This window comes from Streptomyces sp. YKOK-I1 (genome assembly GCF_054660435.1).
This window is the reverse complement of the sequence record NZ_BAAGDR010000001.1, coordinates 4,606,132-4,624,802: the sequence shown is the minus strand read 5'-3', so window position 1 is coordinate 4,624,802 and position 18,671 is coordinate 4,606,132. Positions and strand designations below refer to the sequence as shown.

Here is an 18,671-nt window from a genome sequence, read left to right as displayed (position 1 = left end):
GGCCGGTGCAGGAGGACGGAAGCAGGAGAACGCAAGCAGGAGAACGGAAGGGGAGCACCCATGAGCGAGGAGACCCGCAGCGAGACGTACGCCGAGCTGGCCGCCGTGGGACCGTACGGGGTCCGCCCCGGCCACGCCCTGATCACCATGGTCGAACCGCACCCGGGCCACGAGTACGCCTACAACCGCTGGTACGAGGACGACCACTACTACGCCGGTGCGATGGCCATGCCCTGGATGTACGCGGGCCGCCGCTGGGTGGCGACCCGGGATCTGCAACTGCTGCGCGCCCCGGAGAAGTCCGCGATCGCCCAGCCCGTCACCGCGGGCTGCTACCTCTCCACCTACTGGATCACCGCCGGCCGCTACGACGACCACATGAAGTGGACCGTCGCCATCAACAAACGCCTCAACCGGGACGCCCGCGTCTACCAGGACCGCACGCACGTCTTCACGGCCTTCCAGGACCACGAGGCGACGGTCTACCGGGACGGCGCGGCGGGCCCCCGCGACCACCACGCCCTCGACCACCCCTACGCCGGCCTGGTCCTCGAGGTGATCGACACCGACACCCCCGAACAGCGCACCGCACTCCTGGAGTGGCTGCGCGCCCGTCACCTGCCCCGGCTCCTGGCCGGCTCCCCGGCGGCCATGGTCGCCGTCTTCCGTCCGACCCCTCTCCCCGGCGACCGCATGACCTACGTCAAACAGGTCGAGGGTGTCGCCACCCGTCTGACCCTGCTGTGGTTCCTGGAGAGCGACCCGAGGGACTGCTGGGAGAACCACTTCACGGGGCTGGAGGCACAGATCACCGACTCGGGCCTGGGGAGGCTGGAACTCCTGGCCCCGTTCATACCGACGGTGCCCGGCACCGACCGGTACGTCGACCGGCTGCGTTGATCAGGGCTCCTTCAGCTCCTCAGGGCACGGCGTGCCGCGCGGCAGCTGGTAAGGCGCGGCAAGCCGGTAGACACCGGCCTTGGGGGCCAGCAGCACCGTCCACTTGTCGCCCTGCGCGTCCTCCTCCGTCTCGTACAGGCAGCCGTTCACGTTCGTGTAGGACTTCGGCTCGCCCTCGGCCCGGTTCTTGGACGCCTCCGTCTCCTGCGGCGGCTTGAGGCTCTTGCCCTCCGCGTCGACGACGCTCAGCCACGGCGAGTACGGGATCCGGATCAGCACCCGGCCCGCCTTCTCCACGTCGATCGTCATCTCGCCCTGCTCGGCCCGCTCCACCACCGCGTCGGGCTCGGCCATCGGCGCCGGATCGGTGACCTTGAACAGCTGCCAGTTGGCGTCGCCCCAGATCTGCTCCAGATACGGCAGCCCCCGCTGCACCAGCTCCCGCTCCCGCTCACCGCCGGCCCCGTCCAGCGCCTCCTTGGGGACGACGACGTAGTGCACGGCCCACCGCTGGAGCCACTCGTGGTAGTTCGCGGAGTTGAGCGTGTCGTCGTAGAAGAGGGGGTTGCGCTCCATGTCGGCCTGCCGGTTCCAGCCCCGGGCCAGGTTGACGTACGGCGCGAGCGCGGAGGCCTCGCGGTGGGAGCGGGCGGGCACGACCTCCACCCGCCCCTTCTCCGCGCCGACACCCTGCAGCTCGTTGACGAGCGGCGCCAGCTCGCGCGCCCAGGAGGCCGCCGGAGTCGTCCGGATGACGTCGTCGACCGACTTGAAGCCGATCCAGCCGGCGAACCCGAGCGACGCGACGACGATGACGTACCACTTGCGGCTGCGCGGCACCGCGAACGGCAGCGCGGCCGCCAGCACCACACCCGAGAACAGCATCGCGAGCCGGGTGATGTTCGACCCGATCTGGGAGCTGATCAGCCACACCCCCAGCACCCCCAGGCCGTACACCCCCGCAGTGATCCGCACGGTCTTCCAGTCGCGCGGGACGACCGCGAAGACGATCACCGAGTACAGCAGGGGCAGCGAGGCCGAGCCGAAGGACATCGGCTGGGTGCCGGAGAAGGGGAACAGCCAGGCGGAGACGGCGACGACGGCGGTCGGCGCGAGCCCGAGGGCCCAGGCGCCCGGCCGCCGCTTCTGCAGGAACAACGCCACGGCGACGATGCCCACGAACAGCCCCGCCACCGGCGAGCCCATCGTGGCGAGCGCGGCGAGCGGGGCGGCGCACAGGGCCTTCGCCCAGCGTTTGTAGCGCCACCGGTACGGCCAGCAGAACACGACGGCCACGGCGGCCAGCGCGAACAGGTTGCCGAGGCCGTAGGTCACCCGGCCGGACGCGGCGTTGCACAGCAGCGCGAAGACCCCGGCGAGGGCGGGCCACACCGGGTTCTTCACCGGCCTGCACCGCAGCAGGATCAGGGTGAGGAGGCCGGCCGACAGCGTCCCGGCGATCATCATCGTCGTACGGACGCCGAGGACCGACATCAGATACGGCGAGATGACGCTGTACGACACCGGGTGCATCCCGCCGTACCAGGCGAGGTTGTACGCGGAGTCGGGGTGCCGGCCGACGAACTCAGCCCAGGCGTCCTGCGCCGCGAGATCGCCACCGCTGTTCGCGAACGTGAAGAACCAGATGAGGTGCAGGATCCCGGACAGCGCGGTGACGGAGAGCACCAGGTGCTGGCGGAGGAAGCCGCCGAGCCGGTCGAGCACGGCGCGCGGACCGGCCTTCGCCGGGTCCTGCGCCGCGGTGGCCTCGGCCGAGGCGTTCGCCGGGGCCGTCATGGCGCCGTGCGGGGCATGGTCGTGCGGGGCATGGTCGTGCCGGTCGTGGTCCGGGTCATGGTCGTGGTCACCGGACTGCGGTGCGGGCAGCGTGATGCGCGGGCCGGTGTCCGGGCCCGGACCGGTGTCGTCGGCGCGTGTCGGCTCCGCAGTGGCCACCTGAAGGCACTCCCCGTGTCCCGTCTTCTGTTCTCGGCCGCGCCCTGTTCGCGTCCGCTTCACGGCGGCGTCGTGGCGACCGGCGACCTGTCCCGTTTCGCGACGCTAGCACGCACCCCGCCGGGCGGCTGCCCGACGGGGTGGCGAGAGGGACGGACGCGGCCGACGGGTCGGCCGGGGCGGGTCAGCCGACTCGCGTCAGCTTGTCCTGGAAGCCCGGCTCGACGAGGTCGCTCTCCAGGGCCACGGGGACCTTCACCGCGCCGCTGGTGCCGTCCCCGACGGTGAGCGTGCCCACCTGGGTGCCGGCCTTCGCGGTGTGCGGCACCTCGTCGGCGGCGAACTTCAGCTTCACCGTCAGACCGGCCCAGCCGACCGCCGTGACGTCCTTGGTGACGACGACCGGGGTGTGGCCGCCGAGCCGGTCGTCGACGTATCCGACGACATCGCCCTTCTTCACGATCTTCGCCGACTTCAGCGCGTCCTCCGCGGCGGACAGGGCCGTCTTGCTGACCTCGTTGACCGTCTTGAGGATGGTCGGCTTGTGCTGGCCGAGGATCGCGCCGACGACGGTGACCGTCTCACCGCCGACCTCCTTGCGGGCGGCGAACAGGAGGTTGCCGCCGGCCGCGGTGGTGGAGCCGGTCTTGATGCCGATCGCGCCCATCCGGTAGGGGAGCTCGTTGTAGTTCGGCCAGTTGGTCCCGTAGGGGTCCGTCCAGCTGGCCGCGCTGGTGATCGCCACGAGCGCCGGGATCTTCACGACCGCGTTGCCGAGCTTCACCTGGTCCTCGGCCGTGGAGACGGTGGTCTCCTTCAGTCCGGAGGGGTCGGTGTACGTCGTGTTCGTCATCCCGAGTTCCTTGGCGGCGGCGTTCATCTTCTTGACGAACGCGGCCTCCGTGCCCCCGTCCCAGCGGGCCAGCAGCCGGGCGATGTTGTTCGCGGACGGGATCATGACCGCCGAGAGGGCCTGCTGGAGGGTGAGCTTGTCGCCGGCCTTGACGCTGTTGAGGGTGGACTCGCCGCTCTGGTCGTAGCCGCCCTCCTTCTCGGCGGTGGCGTCGACGGTGATGCTCGGGCCGTCCTCGCCCGTCTTCAGGGGGTGGTCCTTGAGGACGACGTACGCGGTCATCGTCTTGGCCACCGAGCCGATGGCGACGGGCGTCTGCTTGCCGAAGCTGTCCATCGTGCCGACGCCGCCGACGTCCATCCAGCCCTGGCCCTCGTCCGGCCAGGGCAGGGAGAGCTTGCCGCCCTCGAAGGTGTACGAGTCCTTCGCGGTGAGCGCCAGCGCGGTGGCCGGCAGCGGGCGGAAGGCCTGTACGACCGCAAACACGATCACCAGCAGGATGACCAGCGGAGTCCAGATCTTGACCCGCCGGCCGAGGGTGCGCAGGGGGGTCGGCGGGGGCGGCGGGGTGTTGGTCAGCTCCGCCAGCAGGTCGATCGGCGGCTTCGGCGGCAGCGGCTGCTGGGTCGTCCGCTCGGGGCCGATCTGGGGCACCAGCGCGGTGACGGCGGTGATGTCACCGGCCGCCTTCGCGGGGCGGGGCTCGTCGAGCGGCTTCAGCGCGACGAACCTGCTGGTCCGCTCGGCGGGCGGCGGGGTCCGGTCGCCCTTCTCGGGCTCGTCCGCCTTCGGTTCGTCCGCCCTGGGCTCGTCCGCCTTGGGCTTGAGGGCCCCGCCCAGCTTGAGCATGGTGGTCGGCTGGTCGACGGTGGGCTTGGGCCGGGGGGCCTTGAAGACGGCGGTGGGCTGGTCGACGGGGGATGCGTCCGCCTTGTCGCCGTCGCCCTCCCCGTCTTCCTCGCCTGCCTTGTCTTCCTTGTCTTTCTTGCCTTCGGCTTTCTTTTCGCCCCCGGACGCCCACTTGGGCACGGGCTTGACGGAGGCGGCGGGCTCGTCGTCGTCCTCCGGCAAGTCTGCCCCGGAGGTCACCGCAGTCGAGTCCTTCGGACCCTCCTCGCTGCCCTCCCCGGCGTCCTCGGCGTCCTCGGGGCTCTCCGAGGCGTCGTCCGCGTCCTCGTGCCCCTCGGCGGCATCCTCCGCGTCCTCGTGCCCCTCGGCGGCGTCCGAGTGGGTCCCGGTGTCCCCGGAGCCCTCAGAAGGGCTCTCAGCGCTTCCCTCGGCGTCGTCGGCGTCTTCGGCCCCGTCGGCCTCCGCGGGCGCGTCCTCCGGCTCCTCGTGGGCCTCCGGGCGAGCGTCCTCCGGCTCCTCGGGTGCCTCCGGGGTCTGCGGGCGGGCGTCCTCGGGCTCGGGACGGGCGTCCTCGGGCTCCGGGCGAGCGTCCTCCGGCTCCTCGGGCTCCTCGGTCCGTTCGGGCTCCTCGATCTCCAGTTCGCGTACGGAGAGAACCCGTGTCGCCGTGTCGACGCCGCCCCGCGAGGCCGTCGAGGCCGCCTGGGACCCGTTCTCCCGGGCCACCGCCACCCGCGGATCGCGTGCCTCGGGAACCGTACCCGCGCTCCCCGACGTCGGTTCCGCCGACGACTCGCGCTGCTTCGACCTGTCGGGGGACTCGCCCGCCACCGATGCCTCCTTGTGCCTGTCGAACCGTGAACGCCCGCCCCGGACCCGCCTCGGGGCGTTGTCCGAACCATGTACCAGTGTCCTGTGTAGAGGGCTTGGCTCCTGCGGTAGACGAGAACGACATACCTACTGGTTCCACTACAAACAGGTCACGCACCCTCGACAGACCAATGTGAGAGGGGTCACCCTGTCATTCATCCACGCGGGGAGGCATGGATGGGCAGGAGCCGCAGAACGATTCCGGAAGAGCTTCTTCTGCTGGCGTTGGACCCGACCACGGGTACCACCGCACAGCCGCAGTCGCTCGACCTTGGTCTGGCCGGAGCACAGCTAGTGGAGCTGGCGCTGGCCGGGCGGATAGCCCCTGACGGGGATCGTATCGCCGTGGTGTCCCCACGGCCGACAGGAGATCCAACCCTGGACTGCGCGTTGGAGTTGCTGCGAAGGCGTGGCGCTCCGGTACGGGCCGTCCACTGGATCGGCGGGCCGCGACTCGGGCTGCGCCAGACCTACCTCTCGCATCTGGAGCGGTGCGGCATGGTGCATGCCGTGGCGGGTCAGATGTGCGGGGTGCTGCCGACCACTCGCTACCAGGCGACGGACACCGAGATCAGCCGGGAGATCAGGGCCCGGCTGGACTCCGCGATCCGCACCGGCGTACCGCCGGACCCGCGGACCGCGGCGCTCGCCGCGCTGGCGCACGCGGTCGGCCTCGGCAAGCACCTGTACCCGGGGAACGAGGGGCGCTCGTCCCGCTCCCGGCTGCGGGACCTGATCAGGCACGACCCCATGGGCGGTCTCGTCGCGCACGCCGTGATGGACGTCCAGAACGGCGCGGCGGCCCAGCCGCGCCGCAACCCGGCGGCTCCGGGCGGCCGGCCCGTACCGGAACCCGCCCGTGGAGTTCCGGCACAGCCGCGCCGCGGTCCCATGGCGCGTGTCGTGGCCCACTGAGCCGCAGTTCCACGACAGCACCACCTGTGTGACCTGTATGACCCGTATGACCCGTTCGGGAGCCGCCGCGGCCCGCGCGGGGTGGTGAGGCCGTACGTCCGTCGCGACGCACGGCACCGCCGCCCCGCGCGGACGCATGTCCGGGGCGTGGTGGGCGTGTTGTGCGGGGCGTGATCCGAACTGGCGTGTAGCGGCCGCATATCCACCGTTTTCCAGCGGTAAGAAGCACCTTGGTGGCAGTCTGCTGAACAGCAGATACGCAAAGTGTCAATGACAGGCATGCAGCCGGAGGTGCGCGTCCCGTGACGTCCAATGTCAATCCCACGGTCAGGCGGCGCCGGTTGGGCCAGGAGCTGCGCCGACTCCGTGAAGAGAAGGGCATGACGGCCGAACAGGTCGCCGAGCGCCTGCTCGTGTCCCAGTCGAAGATCAGTCGTCTGGAGAACGGACGGCGCAGCATCAGCCAGCGTGATGTGCGCGACCTCTGTGGAGTCTACGAGGTCGAGGACCAGCGCATGGTGGAATCGCTGATGGAAATGGCGAAGGACTCCCGCCAGCAGGGCTGGTGGCATGCCTTCGGGGACATTCCGTACAGCGTGTACATCGGTCTGGAGACGGACGCGGAGTCGCTGCGGGTGTACGAACCCCAGACCGTCACCGGCCTGTTGCAGACCCGTGCGTACGCCGAGGCCATCATCCGCGGCGCGTTGCCGGAGCGGCCGGAGGCCGAGGTCGACAAACGGGTGCAGGTGCGGCTGCGACGGCAGGAACGAATCACCACCGAGGACGGGCCGTTGCGGCTGTGGGTGGTGCTGGACGAGGCGGCGCTGCGCCGGGTCGTCGGCAGCCGGCTGGTGATGCGCGAGCAGCTGGAGCACCTCGCCGAGTTGTCGAGGCTTCCGCATGTCACCGTGCAGGTGCTGCCGTTCGAGGTCGGCGCGCATCCCGGCCTCAACGGCCAGTACACGATCCTGGAGTTCGCCGACGCCTCCGACTCCAGCGTGGTCTACATCGAGGGCGTGACGAGCGACCTCTACCTGGAGAAGGCGTACGACGTCCAGCAGTACTCGGTGATGTACGAGCACCTGCGGGCGCAGGCGCTGAACGTGGAGCACTCGCGCCGTGTCATCGACGACCTGGCGAAGGATTACGCGCGCTGAAAAACCTCCCGGGACGGGCTTTCCGGGGTGCGGCGGCGGATGATACACCGCTGACACGCTCAACTGGAAGACTCACCTGGAATATGCCATTCGACCGAGTGAATGACTCCTCCGATTAGCGGGGTTGGCGAGTAGCGTCGATCACGCCAACGATCACCGACGTTGGCGCAAAACCGTGACTCGCCAACTGGCTTAACGGAGCAACCAATGGCAATTCGTCTGGGCGCCACGGAAACGTGGACGACGTCCTCCTACACCAACGGCAACGGCGCCTGCGTGATGGTCAGGTCGACCGTCATCGAGACGCTGGAGCTCGGGGACACCAAGATCCCCGAGGGCCCCAAGCTGGCCTTCCCGGCCGGCGCGTGGAACGCCTTCGTGGCGTCGGTGAAGGAGTAGGGCGAGGAACGTCCCCCGCACCAAGCACCCTTTCCACCTCGACCATCGCACAGCCACCGACAGAGCCCTCTCGACAAGATCGCCGTCCTTGCCGAGGGGGCTCGGCCTGTCCCGGACGGGCCCTAGGGCCCTTCTGATGGATCTCCGCGGCGTCGCGACGCCCGGCACGCACTCTCGCCGCACCGGACAAAAGCCCTAGTAGCTCCGCTACGAGGGCTTCCGCCCGGCACGCCGAGAGCACGCACCGAACGCCGCTCCTACTCCCACGGAGATCCATCAGAAGGGCCCTAACCCCGCCGGACCGGGAACGCCACGTCGCACACCGGGTCCTCGGGGCCCGCGGCCTCCCAGTCGGCGAAGTAGATCTCCCGGCACGGGCCGTCGTACTCCCAGCCCCCTCGCCGCATCCATGCCTCCACCGCCTCGAACGCGGCGACGATCTGCGGATGGGCGACCTGCGCCTTGCTGATCCGGGTGAACGCCAGCCGCCGGGCCGGCTCCACCTTCACCTCGATCCGCCGGGCCCGCCCCTGGGCGGCCGCCCACTCCCGGGCCGCCGCCTCGTCGGCGACCGGCACACAGGACTCCGCGGGTCCGTCGCTCTCCATGGACACCTCGGCGTGGTACGCCACGAACGGCGCGCCGGTGCTGCCGCCGCACGCTCCGGCCGCCTCCTCCAGCCGGCCCAGGGCGGCGGGGATCCAGGTGGGCAGCTCGTCGGCCAGCACATGACGGGTCTCGGTGATGATCACCCGCTCGGGCTGGTCGACCATCTCGACCTCGAACTTCTCGTACATCTCGGAGCTCCTCCCCGACAGTCGTCCACGGAGGTACTCGGCGAGCGTGCGCCGGGCGGCGAACCGCTCCTCGGCCTCGGCCCAGTAGGCGGCGAGCAGCTCCGCGCCCTCGGCGCCACCGGTCTCGACCACCTCGGCGATCCGGGCCAGCGGCATGTCGAGCTGCCGCAGCATCGCCACCAGCCGGGCCCGGTCCGCCTGACCGGCCCGGTAGTAGCGGTAGCCGCTGGTCTCGTCGACCCGCGCGGGGGCCAGCAGGCCCAGCCGGTCGTAGAGGCGCAGCGCCTTGGCCGTGAGGCGGGCCCGCGCGGCGAACGCGCCGATGGTCAGCAGTTCGTCGTCGTCGCGTACGTTCACCTGGTCATCCTCCGTCACCGGGCGGTCTGCTCCGCCCGGCGACGAGGAGACTCCGCCTTGCCCCAGGGGCAAGGTCAAGCGGTCCCGGTCAGCCGAGCCGCGCCTCGATCGCGGTGACGATCTCGTCGGACTCCGGCTCGGTCTGCGGCGGGAAGCGGGCCACGACCGCCCCGTCCCGGCCGACGAGGAACTTCTCGAAGTTCCAGCGGATGTCACCCGTGTGGCCCTCCGCGTCCGCGAAGCCGACCAGCCGCTCGTACAGGGGGTGCCGGCCCTCGCCGTTCACCTCGACCTTCTCGGTCAGCGGGAAGGTCACGCCGTACGTCGCCGAGCAGAACTCCGCGATCTCCTCGGCGCTGCCGGGCTCCTGCCCGAGGAACTGGTTGCAGGGCACGCCGAGCACGGTGAAGCCCTGCGCGGCGTACCGCTCCTGGAGCTTCTCCAGCCCGTTGTACTGCGGGGTCAGACCACACTTGGAGGCCACGTTCACGATCAGGACGACCTGCCCCGAGTACTCCGAGAGCTGCGCGGACCCACCCTTGAGGGCGCCGATCTCGACATCGAGGGGGGAGGAAACGGCATCAGTAGTCATGCAGCGGATGCTAGCCCCGCCCGGTGAACCCTTCCTCAACCGGGGGCGCTCTCCCCTTCCGTCTCCTTGGCCGCCCCGGCCAGTACCTCCCCCGCCGCCGTCCGCGAGTACAGCACCGACCGCCCCGCCCGCCTCCGCTCCACCAGCCCCGCGTCCAGCAGCACCCGCAGATGCCGGCCCACTGAGCCCAGCCCCTGCCCGGTCAGCGCGACCAGCTGGGTCGTGCTCAGCGCCCCCTGCCCGAGCAGCACCAGCACCGCGGCCCGCCCCGGCCCCAGCAGCGCGCCGAGCGCCGCCGGCACCGCCCGCTCCCGGTGGTCCCCGGCCAGCGGCCCCGCGCACGGGTACACCACCGCGTACCGCTCCCGCCCCTCCCACGACACCCACCCGGCCCTCGGCGTGACCGGCACGAACACCAGCTCCGCACCGGAGATCTCCCGGGGCGGGTACGCATGCGCGTTCACCTGGAACCTGCTCTCTCCGAGCCACCGCGTCCCCGGCCGCAGCGAGTCCAGCACCGCCGCCCAGCCGCCCCGGCTGACCTGTGCGGTCCGCGCGACCACATCCGCCTCCAGCACATGCCGCCGACGCTCCCAGGACGGCCGTACCGCCGCCTCCCACACGTACTCCAGCAGCGCCGCCGCCCGCTCCGGCAGATCGTCGCGGTCCAGGGCGGCGGGCGGCGGACCGCCGACGGAGAGCCGCAGATGCGCGCGGGCCTCGGCGGGATCCGCCGCCCGCACCCGTGCCACCCCCTCCTCGAAGCTCTCGCCGTCGCGCGGGGTCGGGGTGAGGAAGTCGGCGATCCAGGTCCGCCCGAGCCCCGCGCGGATCAGCAGCGCGGTGACCGGGTCCGCCGCCAACACCGCCCGGTAGGCGGGCAGATGGGCCCGCAGCCAGTCCTGCTCGCCGGGATGGGCGCCGACTCCCCACTGGAGAAGCTTCACGCTCGCGAAGGTCTCGGCGAGCGGCGAGAGCACGAACCGGCTGCGGGCCAGCGTGTCCGCGTTCACCTGCCACCAGCCCACCGTCAACCTCCTTGTGGCGTACGCCGTTTCGCGCGCCGCCGTTTCGGGCGCCGACGTTTCGAGCACGGACGTTTCGCGCGACCGCGAAACAGTAACCACCCTCCTCCGGGCCGCCCGAGACTCCCGCCATGACCGGCTACCGACAGCTCTTCCGCACCCCGGAGTTCACCCCTCTCTTCCTCTCCTCCGCCGCCCACACCGCCGCCCAGACGGTGAGCGGACTCGCCCTGGGCACCCTCGTCTTCCAGGCCACCGACTCGCCGCTGCTGTCGGCGGTGAGCATGTTCGGCCCCTCGCTCGCCCAGGCGGCCGGCGCGACCCTGCTGCTCTCCGGCGCCGACCGGCTGCCCCCGAGGGCCACCCTGACCGGCCTGTCCCTCGCCTTCGCCGCCACCACGGCCGCCGTCGCCCTGCCCGGCCTCCCGGTCGGGGCCGTCCTCACGGTCGTCCTCCTCGCGGGCGTCATCGCCTCGCTCGGCGGGGGCGTCCGCTGGGGCCTGCTGAACGAGATCCTCGGCGGCGACGGGACGTATCTGCCGGGGCGTGCGCTCTTCAACGTCATGAGCGGGCTGACGCAGGTCACCGGGTACGCCGCCGGCGGCGCCCTGGTCACCGCCCTCGCCCCCCGTCCCGTGCTGCTGCTCGCCGCCCTGCTCCACGCCGTCGCCGCGGCCGTCGCCCGGTTCGGCCTGACTGCCCGGCCGCCGCGCGCCACGGGCCGTCCCTCGGCCGCCGCGACCCTGCGCACCAACGCCGTCCTGTGGTCCTCCCGGCCCCGCCGTCTCACCTACCTCGGCCTGTGGGTCCCCAACGGCCTGGTCGTCGGCTGCGAGGCCCTGTTCGTGCCGTACGCCCCGGACGCGGCGGGCACGCTGTTCGCGTGCGCGGCGCTGGGCATGCTGGTGGGCGATGTGACGATCGGCCGGTTCGTCCCTGCGGCGGTGCGGGCCCGGCTCGCCACGCCTCTGCTGCTCCTGCTGGCCACCCCCTATCTCTTCTTCGTCCTGCGGCCCGCCCTGCCCGTCGCCGCCGTCTGCGCGGCCCTCGCCTCGGCCGGCTTCGGGGCGAGCCTGGTCCAGCAGGAGCGACTGATGGCCCTCACCCCGGCCGAGCTCGGCGGGCAGGCGCTGGGGCTGCACTCCGCCGGGATGGGGACCATGCAGGGGGTCGGCGCGGCGGTGGCGGGGACGGTCGCCCAGCTCACCTCCGCGGCCACCGCGATGACGGTGACGGCGCTGATGTCGCTGGCGGTGACGGTGGGGCTGGCCCTGGCGGGCGGCCGGGCCGAGGGGGCCGGGAACCCGGTCAGGCGGGCTCGGTCCGTGACACGGGGGTGACGGTCACCGTGTCGTCGCACTCGGCGAACATCCCGTCGTCCAGCGCGACCTGGTGCCTGCCCGAGCCCGGCAGACCGACGACCAGCGTCGGGTACGTCACCGGGTCCGCGCCGGACGTGCAGAAGCCGTCGGCCTCGCCCTGCACCTGGACGAAGGTCAGCTTCACCCATGCCGTGCCGCCCGGCCCCACGGTCACCGGCCGGGCGCTGCCGCTCGGGGTCGCCTTCAGCGGGCGGTTGCGGTCGGGGGAGCCGTTGCCCGCGCCCGCGACCGTCGGGTGGCCCTGGAGGGCGCAGGGGGCTGTGGAGACGTTGGTGAACGCGACGACCGCCGCGCCGGTCCCGGTGCCGGCCGGGCGTTCGGCGGCCTGCCGGGCGGTCACCTCCAGGCTCTCGGCGGGACAGGCGCCCACGGTGCCCGTCCCGGGAGCCGTGGTGAGCGGGGCCGTGGTGAGCGGGGCGTTCTCCGCGTCCTCCTCGCCGGTCCGGCACCCGCTCACCGCCAGTAGTGCGGCCGAGGCCGCGATCACCGCCCACGCCGTCCCGCGCATGCCGTAGCGCATACCGTCCCCCTGTGCCCGTCGCTCCGGGGCCGGTCCGTACCGGCCCGCACGGAACTCAGACGGCGGGGCGGGGCGCGGGGTTCGGCGATGTGACGAACCGTGACCCTTCGGTGACGATCCGTACGTGGCGATGGCCCTCCAGCGGGAAGGCGGGCGGTCCGGCGGGCAGGATGCCGTCGAGGACGTACCCCGTCTTCTCGGCGACCCGGCAGGACGCGTCGTTGTCCACCTGATGGAGGAGTTCGAGGCGGCGCAGGCCGGTCGGCGCGAAGGTGGCGCAGGCCCAGTCGGAGAGGACGCGCAGCGCGCGGGGCGCCACGCCCCGGCCGCGCGCGGCGGCGGCGGTCCAGTAGCCCACCTCGGCGGTGGGAGCACCGGACCCGGCCGTCTTCAGGACCACCTGCCCAACCACCAGCTCACCCGCATGGCCGTCATCCTCCGGGCCGGTGCTCTGCTCGGTCACGGCGAAGCAGAAGCGGGTGCCGGACTGCCAGCTCTCCTGTTGGACGGCGATCCAGCGCGCCGCTTCGGTCTCGTCGTCCACCCGGTGGCTGGTCCAGCGGCGCAGCACGGGGTCCCGCAGCGCCTCGACCAGTGCGGGGGCGTCCGTCGGGCGCCAGGGGCGCAGGGTGAGGGCGGCGGCGCGGAGGACGACCGGGAGGGGTGGCATCGGGCGATCGTACGCCGTGCCCTCAGGCGAGCAGCCGGCGCTTCTGCTCCTCGAACTCGGCCTCGCTGAGGATGCCCTGGGTCTTCAGATCGCCGAGCTGCTTGAGCTGGTCGATCTTGTTGGTCATCTCGTCGTCCGTGGAAGGGGGAGCCGCGGGCGCGGGCGCGGGGGGCGGCGGGGGCTGCTGGTAGCTCTGGGGCTGCTGCTCCTCGGCCTGGGCGGCCCAGCGGCCCTGCTGACGGCGTGACACTCGGTTGGAGACCGCGGTCGCCGTTCCCGCCACCACCGCGGTGCGGGCGACTCCGCGCAGAAGACCAGGCATGGCGATCCTCTTCTCGTCCGGGACGGTCCCTCCATTGCAGCACGCTTCCCCTTGATCTGCCGGGTGCCGCAATCCGTGGCAGCCTGAGTCTGTGTGTTCGCCGAAGCGAAGGAGCTCGACATGGCCACGCAAGGCAGGGGAATGACGGACACCACGGCTCGCGGGGGAATGGCCGTGTCCGGCTGGATTCTGTTCGCCGCGATCATGATGGTGTTCGGCGGCGTCATGGCGATATTCGAGGGAATAGCCGCCATAGCCGAGGACGACGTGTTCGTCTCGACGCGGAACTACACCTTCCAATGGAGCCTCACCGGGTGGGGCTGGATGCACCTCGTGCTCGGCATCGTGGTCACGCTGGCGGGCATCGCCCTGTTCAGCGGAGCCACGTGGGCCCGCTTCGTCGGTATCGTGCTGGCGGGCCTGTCCATGATCGCCAACTTCGCCTGGCTGCCCTGGTACCCGTTCTGGGCGATCATGCTGATCGTCATCGACGGCTTCGTGCTGTGGGCGCTGTGCGTCGGGCCCACCAGGGACACCCGGACGACCTGAGCCGCCGATCCCCCTCTCCCCGTCCCCACACGGCATTGCGCCGTTCGGCCCCGGCGGTCACCCACACGTGCCGCCGGGGCCCGCGTCACCGGGCCCCGAGAGCGCGCCGGTGTTTTCGTGGGGTGTGGAATTCCCCGGCCACGGGGGCGCACCCGTAGGGAGACATCAGTGGAGACCAGCAGCGGCAGCCCGGGAATTCAGCCGATCGCCTTTCCCTTGCTGAAAGGCCAGAAAGCACTCGTCACGGGTGCGAATTCCGGGATCGGCCGGGCGACCGCCGTGGCGCTCGGGCGGGTGGGCGCCGACGTCGTCGTGAACTACGTCTCCGGCCGGGACGCCGCCGAGGAGGTCGTCCGCGAGATCGAGGGCTTCGGGGTCCGCGCGTACGCGCACGAGGCGGACGTCTCCCAGGAGGACCAGGTCGTCGACATGGTCGCCGCGATGGTCAGGGAGTTCGGGACCATCGACGTCATGGTGGCCAACGCGGGCCTGCAACGGGACGCCCCCGTCACCGACATGACCCTGGACCAGTGGCACAAGGTGCTGGACGTCAACCTCACCGGCCAGTTCCTGTGCGCCCGCGAGGCCACCAAGGAGTTCCTGCGGCGCGGTGTCGTCCCGGAGGTCTCCCGCTCCGCCGGGAAGATCATCTGCATGAGTTCGGTGCACCAGCTCATCCCCTGGGCCGGGCATGTGAACTACGCCTCGTCCAAGGGCGGGGTGCTGATGCTGATGGCGACCCTCTCGCAGGAACTCGCCCCCTACCGGATCCGGGTCAACGCCGTCGCCCCCGGCGCGATCCGCACCCCCATCAACCGCAGCGCCTGGGACACCCCGGAGGCCGAGGAGGCCCTGCTGCGGCTCATCCCCTACCGGCGGGTCGGCGACCCCGACGACATCGCCAACACGGTCGCCGTCCTCGCCTCCGACCTGCTCGACTACGTCGTCGGCACCACGATCTACGTCGATGGCGGCATGACGCTGTTCCCCGGCTTCGCCACCGGCGGCTGACATCGACGCCGTCCACGCCGCCGGGGTCCTCGCCGCGACCCCGCCGCAGCTGCTGCCCGCGCGCGAGCTGATGGCCTTCACCCTGGCCACCCACATCCTGCTCGTGCCCTTCGGCGTCGCTCTGCCCTTCCTCACCCTGCTCATGCACCACCGCGGGCTGCGCAGGGGCGACGAGGCCGCGCTGCGCCTGGCCCGCCGCTGGTCGGCGGTGATGGCCGTGCAGTTCGCCATCGGCATCGTCACCGGCACCGTGCTGTCCTTCGAGTTCGGGCTGCTGTGGCCCGGCATGATGGGCCGCTGGGGAGACGTCTTCGGGCTGGCCTTCGGCATCGAGGGCTGGGCCTTCTTCCTGGAGGCCATCCTGATCGCCGTCTACCTGTACGGCTGGCGCACGCTGCGCCCCTGGCCGCACTTCTGGGTCGGGGTCCCGCTGTGCGCGTCCGCCCTGCTCGGGGCGTTCGGGATCATCGCCGCGAACTCCTGGATGAACACCCCCCGCGGCTTCACCCTCGGCGCGTCCGGCGACCCCGTCTCCGTCGACGTACGGCAGGCGATCTTCACCCCCATCTTCGGCCCCGAGTACTGGCACTTCCTGGGCGCCGCCTACATGACCGCCTCCTACTGCGTGGCCGGAGTCTACGCGGCCGGCTGGCTGCGCGGCCGCCGGGACCGCTACCACCGCCTCGGTTTCACCGTGCCGTTCACGGTCGCCGCGATCCTCACCCCGGTCCAGTTCATGCTGGGCGACTCGCTGGCCCGGGCGGTCTTCCACCAGCAGCCGGTGAAGTTCTCCGCCATGGAGATCGTCTGGACGACCGGCACCCATGTGCCCGAGTACATGTTCGGGATCCTGCACTCCGACGGGACCGTCTCCGGCGGTATCAAGATCCCCCAACTGGACTCGATCCTGGCCGGTTTCAGCCCCTCCACCGAGGTGCAGGGTCTCACCGCGGTCGCCGCCGACACCCGCCCGACGACCGCTCAGGCCACCCTCGTGCACTGGACGTTCGACATCATGGTGACCCTCGGCAGCCTGCTGGTCCTGCTCGCCCTCTGGTACGGCTGGATCTGGCTGCGCCGCCGCGACCTGCCCCGCTCGCGCTGGTTCTTCCGGTGCGCGGCCGTCGCCGGCGCGGCCTGCCTGGTGTGCGTGGAGTGCGGCTGGATCACCACGGAGGTGGGCCGCCAGCCGTGGATCGTGTACGAGCACATGCGGGTGTCGGAGGCGGTCACCGGCACGCACGCCTACGGGCTGTGGACGATGTTCGGGATCGTGGTCGTCGTCTACGTCTGCGCCTTCGCCGCGTTCCTGACCGTCGTCCGCCGGATGAGCGCCCGCTGGCAGGCGGCCGACGCGGCCGGGGAGGCCGTACCGGAGGGACCGGAGAGCGAGATCCCCTACGGGCCGCGGGCGATGTCGGGCGCCGGGGAGAGCGCAGCGGGTGCCGCGCACGGGGACGGGGACCGGACATGAGCATCGCGAGTGTCATCGCCTGGGTGCTGCTGGTCCTGGTCGCCGCCTACGCCTGCGCCGGGGGCACCGACTACGGCGCCGGGTTCTGGGACCTGACGGCCGGGGGCGCCGAGCGCGGGAGACGGCCCCGGTGGCTCGTCGACCATGCGATGGCGCCGGTCTGGGAGGCCAACAACGTCTGGCTGATCTTCATCCTGGTCGTCATGTGGACCGGCTTCCCGGTCCTGTTCCAGACCGTCTTCTCCGCGATGTGGCTCCCGCTGGCCCTCGCCGCGGTGGGCCTGGTCCTGCGCGGCGCCGGGTTCGCCCTGCGCAAACCGACCCGGCGGCTCGCCGGACGCCGGGTCTACGGCGCCGTGTTCGCCGTCGCCTCCCTGCTCACGCCGTTCTTCCTCGGCGCGGTCGTCGGCGGCCTCGCCACCGGCCGGGTCGCCCCGGGGACCCCGGCCTCGGCCGACGCCTGGTCCAACAAGACGTCCGTGATCGCGGGCCTGCTCACCGTCGCCGCGACCGCGTACCTCGGCGCGGTCAACCTCACCGCCGACGCCCGCCGCTTCGGACAGACCCCGCTGGTCCGCTACTTCCGGCTGCGGGCCTGGGCGAGCCTCGGCGTGATCGCCGTCCTGGCGTGCGTCGGCCTCGGCATCACCCACGACGACGCCCGGTACGTGTACGACGGGCTCACCAGCGGGACGGGGCTGCTCCTGGTGGTCCTCGCGGCCTGCTGCGCGCTCGCCACCGCCGTACTGCTGTACGTCACGGCCACCGGCTGGGCCCGGCTCACCGCCGCCGCCTCGGTCGCCCTCGTCGTCTTCGCCTGGGGGACCGCCCAGCGGCCGTACCTCATCCCCACCTCGCTGACCGTCTCCGAGGGGGCCGGCGTCTCGACCACCCTGCACTGGCTCGCCCTGGTCACGCTGATCGCGGTGGTGCTCGTCGGGCCGCCCCTGGTGCTGCTCTACCGCCTCGACACCAAGGGCGCCCTCCAGCCCCTCACCGACGCCGACCTGCGCCGGGCGGCCCCGGGCGGCGACGGCCCGGAGGGGCCCGCGTGAGCGGCGCCGCCGGCGCCGGGATTCATACGACTGGGTCTGTCCCGGATGACGCGGACCGCGGGTCGATGCAGCCTGGGCGGAAGAGAGCCCGACGACCTTCCGCAGGGCTTCCCGCACAGACGAGGACCCGTCGCCATGATCTGTCACAGCCGCGCCGGCCGGCGGGCCGCAGCCGTCGTCCTCCTGCTCGCCGTCGCGGGCTGCACGGGGCACTCGGCCGTGGGCACGATCGAGTACACGACCCCCGAGAAGCGGGTGGTGCAGATCCAGAGCCCCTCCCGCGACGGCTGTCACCCGCTGCCCGGCGGCGCCCACCACGTCGCCAACCACACGGACGACGACATCCGGCTGTACGCCAACACGGACTGTGTGCTGACCACGGCCGGGAACGACCAGAGCGGCCGGATCGGCGGCGACGCCTTCTACCTCGGCACCCAGATGTCCGTCGAGTACACGCCCGGCCAGTCCCCGTGGCTGAGCTACTCCGTGGTCGGCGGGGGCGGCTGAGCCGGCGCACCCGGAATCAGGTCGTGGCCTCGGCGGCTTCGAGGGACGCGAGGACGGCCTGGACGTTCAGACGTCCGGAGGCGACCAGTTGGGCGCCGCCGCGCCTGAGGGCCGAGGCGAACGGCGCCGCCCACAGGTTCTCGTAGACCAGCAGCCCGGCGGAGTTGCCCGGCTCCACCGCCGCGGCCGCCTCCTCCAGGTCGTCCTGGCCCAGCACACCGGAGTGGACGCCCTCGAAGACGGTGAGGTCCAGTTCCCCGTCACCGGTGAGATCCGCGATCTCCAGGGCGGTCACCGAGCCGTCCTCGTCCTTCCTGATGAACATCAGGTCCAGGATGCGGACGACGCCGCGGTCCACCAGATCGACCAGCAGCGGGAAGGCCTCACCCGTCATACGGTTGCCGGGGAACTCCACGACCAGGTAGTCGATGGGTCCCATCTCCTCGATTTGCTCGCTCACGGCGGTCACCTCTGGTGCTCGGGGGTCCCCCGACAGCCATTGCAACAC

The 18,671-nt window shown here is 71.8% G+C and carries 19 protein-coding genes; 10 read left to right on the top strand and 9 right to left on the bottom strand.

What is annotated here, in order from left to right:
* The first annotated feature begins 60 nt into the window (after window positions 1-60).
* Window positions 61-900, top strand: a complete 840-nt coding sequence (locus ACYQ8Q_RS20200; RefSeq protein ID WP_460066731.1) for a hypothetical protein — start codon at window positions 61-63, stop codon at window positions 898-900.
* Here ACYQ8Q_RS20200 and ACYQ8Q_RS20195 read toward each other — a convergent pair whose 3' ends face one another.
* Window positions 901-2,856 (bottom strand): MFS transporter, encoded by a 1,956-nt coding sequence (locus ACYQ8Q_RS20195; RefSeq protein WP_460066729.1) that lies wholly within the window; start codon window positions 2,854-2,856, stop codon window positions 901-903.
* 184 nt (window positions 2,857-3,040) lie between these two features.
* Complete coding sequence (locus tag ACYQ8Q_RS20190; RefSeq protein ID WP_460066728.1) at window positions 3,041-5,389, bottom strand: serine hydrolase; 2,349 nt, start codon at window positions 5,387-5,389, stop codon at window positions 3,041-3,043.
* Window positions 5,390-5,605: 216 nt separating this feature from the next.
* Here ACYQ8Q_RS20190 and ACYQ8Q_RS20185 point away from each other — a divergent pair, with 216 nt between their 5' ends.
* The 3 genes from ACYQ8Q_RS20185 to ACYQ8Q_RS20175 all read left to right on the top strand — a co-directional run bounded on the left by ACYQ8Q_RS20185 (window position 5,606) and on the right by ACYQ8Q_RS20175 (window position 7,902).
* A complete protein-coding gene (locus ACYQ8Q_RS20185; RefSeq protein ID WP_460066726.1) occupies window positions 5,606-6,343 on the top strand; it encodes a GOLPH3/VPS74 family protein in 738 nt (245 codons plus the stop codon).
* A 302-nt stretch (window positions 6,344-6,645) separates the two neighbouring features.
* A complete protein-coding gene (locus tag ACYQ8Q_RS20180) occupies window positions 6,646-7,503 on the top strand; it encodes a helix-turn-helix domain-containing protein (protein ID WP_055633127.1) in 858 nt (285 codons plus the stop codon).
* A 207-nt stretch (window positions 7,504-7,710) separates the two neighbouring features.
* The gene (locus ACYQ8Q_RS20175; protein ID WP_460066724.1) at window positions 7,711-7,902 is read left to right on the top strand and encodes a DUF397 domain-containing protein; all 192 of its coding nucleotides are present in this window, start codon (window positions 7,711-7,713) and stop codon (window positions 7,900-7,902) included.
* Between the two features lie 287 nt (window positions 7,903-8,189).
* Here the strand turns inward: ACYQ8Q_RS20175 and ACYQ8Q_RS20170 are convergent, their stop codons facing one another.
* From ACYQ8Q_RS20170 to ACYQ8Q_RS20160, 3 genes are all read right to left on the bottom strand, one after another.
* Window positions 8,190-9,074 (bottom strand): MerR family transcriptional regulator, encoded by an 885-nt coding sequence (locus tag ACYQ8Q_RS20170; RefSeq protein WP_460066723.1) that lies wholly within the window; start codon window positions 9,072-9,074, stop codon window positions 8,190-8,192.
* Between the two features lie 70 nt (window positions 9,075-9,144).
* The gene (locus tag ACYQ8Q_RS20165) at window positions 9,145-9,648 is read right to left on the bottom strand and encodes a glutathione peroxidase (protein WP_460066722.1); all 504 of its coding nucleotides are present in this window, start codon (window positions 9,646-9,648) and stop codon (window positions 9,145-9,147) included.
* Between the two features lie 35 nt (window positions 9,649-9,683).
* Window positions 9,684-10,676 (bottom strand): ArsR/SmtB family transcription factor, encoded by a 993-nt coding sequence (locus ACYQ8Q_RS20160; RefSeq protein ID WP_460066721.1) that lies wholly within the window; start codon window positions 10,674-10,676, stop codon window positions 9,684-9,686.
* A gap of 128 nt (window positions 10,677-10,804) precedes the next feature.
* On the opposite strand from ACYQ8Q_RS20160, the gene ACYQ8Q_RS20155 reads away from it, so the two are divergent.
* Window positions 10,805-12,013: an MFS transporter gene (locus tag ACYQ8Q_RS20155; protein ID WP_460066720.1), complete on the top strand. Its 1,209-nt coding sequence runs from the start codon at window positions 10,805-10,807 to the stop codon at window positions 12,011-12,013.
* On the opposite strand, the gene ACYQ8Q_RS20150 is transcribed toward ACYQ8Q_RS20155, so the two are convergent.
* The 3 genes from ACYQ8Q_RS20150 to ACYQ8Q_RS20140 are packed head-to-tail and all read right to left on the bottom strand — an operon-like array spanning window position 11,982 to window position 13,567.
* Window positions 11,982-12,575, bottom strand: coding sequence for a DUF4232 domain-containing protein (locus tag ACYQ8Q_RS20150; protein WP_460066718.1), 594 nt, complete (start codon window positions 12,573-12,575; stop codon window positions 11,982-11,984). The two genes, ACYQ8Q_RS20155 and ACYQ8Q_RS20150, sit on opposite strands and share 32 nt — an antisense overlap.
* A gap of 55 nt (window positions 12,576-12,630) precedes the next feature.
* The gene (locus ACYQ8Q_RS20145) at window positions 12,631-13,245 is read right to left on the bottom strand and encodes a GNAT family N-acetyltransferase (RefSeq protein ID WP_460066716.1); all 615 of its coding nucleotides are present in this window, start codon (window positions 13,243-13,245) and stop codon (window positions 12,631-12,633) included.
* Window positions 13,246-13,267: 22 nt separating this feature from the next.
* Window positions 13,268-13,567, bottom strand: a complete 300-nt coding sequence (locus tag ACYQ8Q_RS20140; RefSeq protein ID WP_460066715.1) for an SHOCT domain-containing protein — start codon at window positions 13,565-13,567, stop codon at window positions 13,268-13,270.
* A 120-nt stretch (window positions 13,568-13,687) separates the two neighbouring features.
* On the opposite strand from ACYQ8Q_RS20140, the gene ACYQ8Q_RS20135 reads away from it, so the two are divergent.
* From ACYQ8Q_RS20135 to ACYQ8Q_RS20115, 5 genes are all read left to right on the top strand, one after another.
* On the top strand, window positions 13,688-14,116 hold the full coding sequence (locus ACYQ8Q_RS20135; protein ID WP_460066714.1) for a DUF7144 family membrane protein: 429 nt from the start codon (window positions 13,688-13,690) through the stop codon (window positions 14,114-14,116).
* A 216-nt stretch (window positions 14,117-14,332) separates the two neighbouring features.
* Complete coding sequence (locus ACYQ8Q_RS20130; RefSeq protein ID WP_460073417.1) at window positions 14,333-15,127, top strand: SDR family oxidoreductase; 795 nt, start codon at window positions 14,333-14,335, stop codon at window positions 15,125-15,127.
* Window positions 15,128-15,197: 70 nt separating this feature from the next.
* A complete protein-coding gene (locus ACYQ8Q_RS20125) occupies window positions 15,198-16,601 on the top strand; it encodes a cytochrome ubiquinol oxidase subunit I (protein ID WP_460066712.1) in 1,404 nt (467 codons plus the stop codon).
* Entirely contained in the window at window positions 16,598-17,656 is a 1,059-nt protein-coding gene (locus tag ACYQ8Q_RS20120; protein ID WP_460066710.1) for a cytochrome d ubiquinol oxidase subunit II, read from the top strand. The genes ACYQ8Q_RS20125 and ACYQ8Q_RS20120 overlap by 4 nt, the downstream gene beginning before the upstream one ends.
* Window positions 17,657-17,791: 135 nt before the next feature.
* Window positions 17,792-18,163: a hypothetical protein gene (locus tag ACYQ8Q_RS20115; protein ID WP_460066708.1), complete on the top strand. Its 372-nt coding sequence runs from the start codon at window positions 17,792-17,794 to the stop codon at window positions 18,161-18,163.
* A 16-nt stretch (window positions 18,164-18,179) separates the two neighbouring features.
* On the opposite strand, the gene ACYQ8Q_RS20110 is transcribed toward ACYQ8Q_RS20115, so the two are convergent.
* Window positions 18,180-18,602: a DUF6325 family protein gene (locus tag ACYQ8Q_RS20110; protein WP_460073415.1), complete on the bottom strand. Its 423-nt coding sequence runs from the start codon at window positions 18,600-18,602 to the stop codon at window positions 18,180-18,182.
* Window positions 18,603-18,671 lie beyond the last annotated feature (69 nt).